We start from the raw sequence: 6,694 nt of genomic DNA, 5'->3' as shown, positions 1-6,694 counted from the left end.
GTTTTGGCGCGCACAGCGAAACCCTGCCTGCCGGTCCCAAACGCAGTCAGTTTGAGGAAGATGCCGATACCGATATCGCGGTGCTGGAAACCCAGCTGTCACGCCTGCATATCAAGGAAAACGCGACCCCGGTCCAGCCTAAACGTCAGCCTTTGCCGGCGACTTTACCCCGTGAAGATATCCGGCTGGCGCCGGAGACGGAGAGCTGCCCGGATTGCGGTTATGCCCTGCGCTTTTTGCGTGATGAAATCAGTGAGCGACTGGAATACCGTCCGGCCACGTTTATCGTCCGGCGCTATATCAGCCCGCAGTACAGCTGCGCGCGCTGTCAGTGTGTGCATGCTAAAGCCCAGCCCGCCCATCTTATTGAAAAGGGCCTTCCAGAGCCGGGGTTGCTGGCTCAGGTGGTGGTCGCCAAATATCGTGACCACCTGCCGCTCTACCGTCAGCAGCAAATCTATGCCCGCAGCGGTGTAACCCTGGCCCGCAGCACCCTGTCGGACTGGGTGGGGCAGGTGGCTGTGGCGTTGCAACCGTTAGCCGATGCCCTGAAGCAGACGCTGCTGACGTCCCCGGTGCTGCATGCCGATGAGACGCCGTTGCCGATACTGGCCCCGGGAAAAGGCCAGACCCAGCGGGCTTACCTGTGGACGTCTGTCACCGGCCCCGATACCTCGCCCGCAGTCGTGTACTATGAGCTGCATCCCGGCCGCAGTGGCCGTTATGCCCAGAGCCTGCTGAAAGACTGGTCGGGCGGCACGTTGGTGACGGATGATTATGCCGGTTACAACGCGCTGCATGCCCGGGCGGATATCACCGAAGCGGGTTGCCGGGCTCACGCCCGCCGCAAATTCTTTGACCAATACAAAGCGAGCCAAAGTCCGGTGGTGAAACAGGCGCTGGATGGCATTCGCGACCTGTACAGGCTGGAGCGAAAAATCAAACACCGGCCGCCGGATAAACGGCGTCAGTGGCGACAGCGTTATGCCCGGCCGTGGCTGGATGAGTTCCGGTCCTGGTTGCAGACGATGCAGACCCAAACGGCCCCCCACTCTGGGTTACGCAAAGCGATAGATTACACGCTGAAGCGCTGGCCGGCGCTGGTGTGTTATCTGGATGACGGCCGGGTGCCGATAGACAACAACCGGGCGGAGAATGCGGTCCGGGGTGTGGCACTTGGCCGAAAGAACTGGCTTTTTGCGGGCTCGCTCTGCGCGGGGCAACGTGCCGCCATGATAATGAGCCTGCTGGAAACGGCCAGAGCCAACGGACATGAGCCCTGGGTCTGGTTACGTGATGTCCTCAGTCGGCTGCCTGTCTGGCCGAACAGTCGGTTGAATGAGCTGCTGCCCTGGCCTGAGAATCCCTTCCGTTAACATCCCATTTTGTTGTTATCTGACAACGCAAGGTGAGTCCACCGGAACATTACTAAAAAGCCGGAAGATCATGGGGATCTTCCCGGCTTTTTTATATCTATAATAAAGTTAATGTATTAATAAAGAGTCATTCATCACATAAACATTCTAAAAGACATTTCCTACAAACTGAAAATATTTCCCTATCAATCTCTTTGATTAATAACCTGTCATTCATTTCATGAAGATGCTTATGTCTATCTTTCAAAATAACCTTGTTTTCAGTTACGTTAGGAAAGTATTTTTCGAACATATCATTATCAATCCATATTTCACTGGAATTTTCTACCGAATCTATATATATTTTTTTTATATCTTTTGTCTGGATACTTTCTCTGCGATCAATTAATTCTGCAATTCGTTTAGAAACAGAAAAAGTATGCGGCATGTCATGTTTATCACAATATAAAAACATATTATTCTCCTGGTTTTTGGCATTTTTTCATATTTTTCAACAAGAATTTAAACTGTCCCCCTGCTTCATTGGGAACATCCATTCCTCCTGCCTTTAATACTTCCATAACATGGGTCACACAACTTCTCGTTTTTGTGTCATACAGCGGTCCTACTTTTTCTAGAACAGATTTTTGGAAATCCAATGCAGCTTTTCCATTTGGTAATTCAAATACACCTATCTTATCAACAGGGACATTTTGTATCCCCCGCGTACTGATTTTTGTTTGTGATGGCCCATTTGGACCGAGTCCACCAAACTGATGTGTATGTATTGTTTGACCACCAAATTCAATCTTTACTGAATAATGTCCAAAACTATTACCGGGGCCTCGATTATCATGCCACAACACAGTTGCTATTCCTTTTTCTGGAGTCAATCCCAAAGGATCAAACCAAGATGTCGGATTTTCCACATAGGCATAATGGTTAGCGCCTCCCTCTAACCCAATCGGGTCGGCACTCAGGTAACAACAGCCTTCCAGCAAATAATAGCGGAACCGGTTATAGCATAAACCACTTTCCTCATCAAAAATTTGGCCGGCAAATCTGAGGCCCGGGTCCAGTTGCGGGTTCTCGCCGTGTCTGCCCAGCCGCAGGCCATACAGAGACTGCTTCGGCCGCCGCCACACCGTTTACCCGTCGGGTCGAACAGTGCCAGCGGCTCGCCGGTCGGGGCGCTAATAACCAATTTTGCGGGTTAAGGGGAAAGCATGAGATGACAATAGCCATTGAACATTTGCAGGACATTCAGTTAACCCACCTTGAAGCGCTGGCCTTAGCCCAACTGGTTAAGCGGCTGAACTGGGTGGAGATACGCGCCTGTGCGGTTGATGACACGGAAGCCTGGGTTATCAAGGTTGCGATAGGGCGGCTCCAGTCGATACTGGCGTATCACGGATATTCTCCACGGTAAGAAAGAAGCCAGCCGGAAGCGATTCCGGCTTTTTACTGTTTCAGAGATAAAACAGAATAAAATATCTTAAATGTAGCTTATATATATATTTACTATGAATTTTATATTTTTCTGTATTATTTCTTTGTTTATCTTATTATTTATTTTATATTTTTGTGATTTTAAATTATATATTTAATATATAGGTCAATATTTTCATCTTGTTAGTAATAATGGCTGTCTCGTATAATGAAAATACCTTTTATTTTTATGCGAGCCAGCCATAAAATAAATCAACTCATTGTTGGCTATATATTATATTATAAAAAAAGGCTTCATTTTTTGTTGGTTTTTTAATATATTTTTGTAACTCCGTTTTAAACAAGAACTCTTCTTTTACATGAAAGTTCCTTTTTACTATTGCTGTTAAAATATCTGAGAATATTCTATCATCTTTAATAATTTTCTTTAGCTTCATGATATTCATTGAATTATCCCTCAAGATATAATATGAATAATTCATAATAATCATATTAGATATAAATAAATTATTGGTAGATTGCCACTTATTTGTCACTTCCACTAATGACGATACTATTTTTTTATAGTTGTTTTTATAGGTCTTCACAAAAACAGAAGGATCTATTAAATGTAAGTTATAATCATTTAACTTTACAACCTCTTCTATATCTCTTGGTTTTGTCAGTAAATCAATTACATCTAATTGAAATTCTTTAATCAAAAGTAGTAAGTTTAACTCTTTATTTTCTTCCTCCTGCAAAGTGTCATATATGAGATTTATCACACTGGAAAGTTTGGTTTTTTCCCCATCATGAGAATAAAAGAATATATCACCCTCCTCAATTTTAAATCTCGTATATGAGTCATAATCCATGCTTAATTCAAAAAGAAGAAAACGAAACATAAAATTTTTTGTTTCATCATCTATACTATGGTCATGATCGCCATTACAACAAGCTAATTGCAGGACATAATAAAATATAAATAAATCCTGATTCATTCTTTCTCTATTATTAATTTGAAACAGATAGGCGAATTTGGAAAGTATTAATATGATCGATTCATATTCCACCTCATTGAACCCTTTCTCAATAAATTTTTTCTTCAATTTTTTCAATGATACAAGGTCATGCCAGCGAATAAAATTAACGGTACTACCGTTACTTTTTTTCGCTCCAATCAAAAAAACATCTTCTTCATCTTCTATATAGAAGAGATCATCAAACTCTTTCTTACAGGATCTGACATTAAGAAAGTTTTCTAGTTTGTACGAGAATATATCATAAATATTCATTTTATGGTTTCGGACATTTTTTCCACTTACCATCTTTTCCTCTGGTTTCTATTTGAATTGATTTAATAGTTGCGTTGAATTTATCCAAAATTTTAAAACCTATTCCTTTTGCTTTAGGTTCGTTAATTTTTGATAGAACTCCATCTTTAAGTCCTGTTTCTTTATAATCGACTTTAGCTATATCTGTATGCTTGTTAAGTATATCTACACCATCTTGTTTGACAGTAATAACCGCACGATATTTTTCTTTGCCCGGGTTGTATCCTGGGTTGCTATCGTGGTTTACCCAAACAGCTTTTTCGCCGTCTTTATGAGGAATAAGCCCCCCTTTTCCACCTCTGGCTGCCATTGAACGTTGAGCCTCTAGTTGACTCATGTACCGAATGATTTCGTCTTGCTTCAAGCCGAGCGGGTCAATCCATCCGGTAGGATTTTGCACATAGCTATAGGTATTCTCACCACCCCAGAGGCCGGTTGGATCGGGGCTGAGGTAGCACGCCGCTTCCGGCAAATAATAGCGGAACCGGTTATAAAATAAACCACTTTCTTCATCAAAAAGTTGTCCGGCGAATCTCAGGCCCGGGTCCAGTTGCGGGTTTTCGCCGTATCCGCCCAGCCGCAGCCCGTACAGGGACTGCTTCGGCCGCCGCCACACCCGTTTACCCGTCGGGTCGAACAGCGCCAGCGGCTCGCCGGTCGGGGCGCTGACCGCATACTGAGTCTCCACTTCCCCGGCCATCAGTTCCACCCGGTTGTCCAGATTAAGCGTAAACTGCTGCGTCTGCTGCGCCACCAGTTCCCAGCCGTCAAACACCAGATGGCGGATCATTTTCAGCCGGCCGTGCTGATATTCGCGGATTTCTGCTGGCACGTCGCCATCCCACACATACGTGGTCCGCTTACCGCTCTGGATACACCGTTTTTCTGTCCGCCGTCCGAAGGCGTCATAGCGATATTCCCACGCTATCCCGTCCGGGGTAATCAGCCCGGTTAGCTGATTCTGGCTGTTCCACCGGTATTTCGTCAGCGCCAGCCGACACCCTTCCGCTAAAAACTGTTTCTCCTGCATGCGGCCGACCCGGTCGTAAACAAACCGGTGCGAGCCCACTCAGTTCAGGCGGTGGCCCTCCTGATAGAGGGTTTCCCCCATAATCTCCTGCACCCCGTCAAACCGTCTTGACGGGTACCCCGTTTCATCAGTAATACTCCGGTCATCTCACCTTGACAAAAAAAGCGATTTTTAAGCAAAGCGATTCTCAGGCCAGGGGAGCAGCTCATTCAACCGATTGTTCGGCCAGACAGGCAGGCGACTGAGGACATCACGCAACCAGACCCAGGGCTCATGTCCGTTGGCTCTGGCCGTTTCCAGCAGGCTCATTATCATGGCGGCACGTTGCCCCGCGCAGAGCGAGCCCGCAAAAAGCCAGTTCTTTCGACCAAGTGCCACACCCCGGACCGCATTCTCCGCCCGGTTGTTGTCTATCGGCACCCGGCCGTCATCCAGATAACACACCAGCGCCAGCCAGCGCTTCAGCGTGTAATCTATCGCTTTGCGTAACCCAGAGTTGGGGGCCGTTTGGGTCTGCATCGTCTGCAACCAGGACCGGAACTCATTCAGCCACGGCCGGGCATAACGCTGCCGCCACTGACGCCGTTTATCCGGCGGCCGGTGTTTGATTTTTCGCTCCAGCTTGTACAGGTCGCGAATGCCATCCAGCGCCTGTTTCGCCACCGGACTTTGGCTCGCTTTGTATTGGTCAAAGAATTTGCGGCGGGCGTGAGCCCGGCAACCCGCTTCGGTGATATCCGCCCGGGCATGCAGCGCGTTGTAACCGGCATAATCATCCGTCACCAACGTGCCGCCCGACCAGTCTTTCAGCAGGCTCTGGGCATAACGGCCACTGCGGCCGGGATGCAGCTCATAGTACACGACTGCGGGCGAGGTATCGGGGCCGGTGACAGACGTCCACAGGTAAGCCCGCTGGGTCTGGCCTTTTCCCGGGGCCAGTATCGGCAACGGCGTCTCATCGGCATGCAGCACCGGGGACGTCAGCAGCGTCTGCTTCAGGGCATCGGCTAACGGTTGCAACGCCACAGCCACCTGCCCCACCCAGTCCGACAGGGTGCTGCGGGCCAGGGTTACACCGCTGCGGGCATAGATTTGCTGCTGACGGTAGAGCGGCAGGTGGTCACGATATTTGGCGACCACCACCTGAGCCAGCAACCCCGGCTCTGGAAGGCCCTTTTCAATAAGATGGGCGGGGTGGGCTTTGGCATGCACACACTGAGAGCGCGCGCAGCTGGACTGCGGGCTGAGATAGCGCCGGACGATAAACGTGGCCGGACGGTATTCCAGTCGCTCACTGATTTCATCACGCAAAAAGCGCAGGGCATAACCGCAATCCGGGCAGCTCTCCGTCTCCGGCGCCAGCCGGATATCTTCACGGGGTAAAGTCGCCGGCAAAGGCTGACGTTTAGGCTGGACCGGGGTCGCGTTTTCCTTGATATGCAGGCGTGACAGCTGGGTTTCCAGCACCGCGATATCGGTATCGGCATCTTCCTCAAACTGACTGCGTTTGGGACCGGCAGGCAGGGTTTCGCTGTGCGCGCCAAAAC

General features: G+C 48.6%; 7 protein-coding genes. 2 read left to right on the top strand and 5 right to left on the bottom strand.

The window, feature by feature from the left end:
- Positions 1–1,376: IS66 family transposase (tnpC, locus tag EAE90_RS22520; RefSeq protein ID WP_214055366.1), on the top strand; the 1,376-nt coding region annotated here is incomplete at its 5' end.
- A gap of 127 nt (positions 1,377–1,503) precedes the next feature.
- Here the strand turns inward: tnpC (EAE90_RS22520) and EAE90_RS22515 are convergent.
- Positions 1,504–1,830, bottom strand: coding sequence for a hypothetical protein (locus EAE90_RS22515; RefSeq protein WP_040154707.1), 327 nt, complete (start codon positions 1,828–1,830; stop codon positions 1,504–1,506).
- A 1-nt stretch (position 1,831) separates the two neighbouring features.
- A complete protein-coding gene (locus EAE90_RS24355; RefSeq protein WP_339921762.1) occupies positions 1,832–2,500 on the bottom strand; it encodes an RHS repeat domain-containing protein in 669 nt (222 codons plus the stop codon).
- Positions 2,501–2,586: 86 nt separating this feature from the next.
- Between EAE90_RS24355 and EAE90_RS22505 the strand changes: the two genes are divergently transcribed.
- Positions 2,587–2,784, top strand: coding sequence for a DUF7706 family protein (locus EAE90_RS22505; RefSeq protein ID WP_214055365.1), 198 nt, complete (start codon positions 2,587–2,589; stop codon positions 2,782–2,784).
- Positions 2,785–3,061: 277 nt separating this feature from the next.
- Here the strand turns inward: EAE90_RS22505 and EAE90_RS22500 are convergent, their stop codons facing one another.
- The 3 genes from EAE90_RS22500 to tnpC (EAE90_RS22490) all read right to left on the bottom strand — a co-directional run.
- Positions 3,062–4,111: a hypothetical protein gene (locus tag EAE90_RS22500; RefSeq protein ID WP_214055364.1), complete on the bottom strand. Its 1,050-nt coding sequence runs from the start codon at positions 4,109–4,111 to the stop codon at positions 3,062–3,064.
- On the bottom strand, positions 4,080–5,147 hold the full coding sequence (locus EAE90_RS24070) for an RHS repeat domain-containing protein (protein ID WP_246551082.1): 1,068 nt from the start codon (positions 5,145–5,147) through the stop codon (positions 4,080–4,082). Before EAE90_RS24070 ends, EAE90_RS22500 begins: the two co-directional genes overlap by 32 nt.
- 171 nt (positions 5,148–5,318) lie before the next feature.
- Positions 5,319–6,694: IS66 family transposase (gene tnpC, locus EAE90_RS22490; RefSeq protein WP_214055363.1), on the bottom strand; the 1,376-nt coding region annotated here is incomplete at its 5' end.

The organism is Photorhabdus caribbeanensis (assembly GCF_018448885.1).
Classification (GTDB): Bacteria; Pseudomonadota; Gammaproteobacteria; order Enterobacterales; family Enterobacteriaceae; genus Photorhabdus; species Photorhabdus caribbeanensis.
This window is presented reverse-complemented; position numbering and strand designations above follow the sequence as displayed.

What these genes read in the sequence shown, in the direction of transcription:
- EAE90_RS22515 (WP_040154707.1), bottom strand. Translation starts at nt 1,830, where the DNA reads ATGTTTTTATATTGTGATAAACATGACATGCCGCATACTTTTTCTGTT.
- EAE90_RS22505 (WP_214055365.1), top strand. Translation starts at nt 2,587, where the DNA reads ATGACAATAGCCATTGAACATTTGCAGGACATTCAGTTAACCCACCTT.
- EAE90_RS22500 (WP_214055364.1), bottom strand. Translation starts at nt 4,111, where the DNA reads ATGGTAAGTGGAAAAAATGTCCGAAACCATAAAATGAATATTTATGAT.
- EAE90_RS24070 (WP_246551082.1), bottom strand. Translation starts at nt 5,147, where the DNA reads ATGCAGGAGAAACAGTTTTTAGCGGAAGGGTGTCGGCTGGCGCTGACG.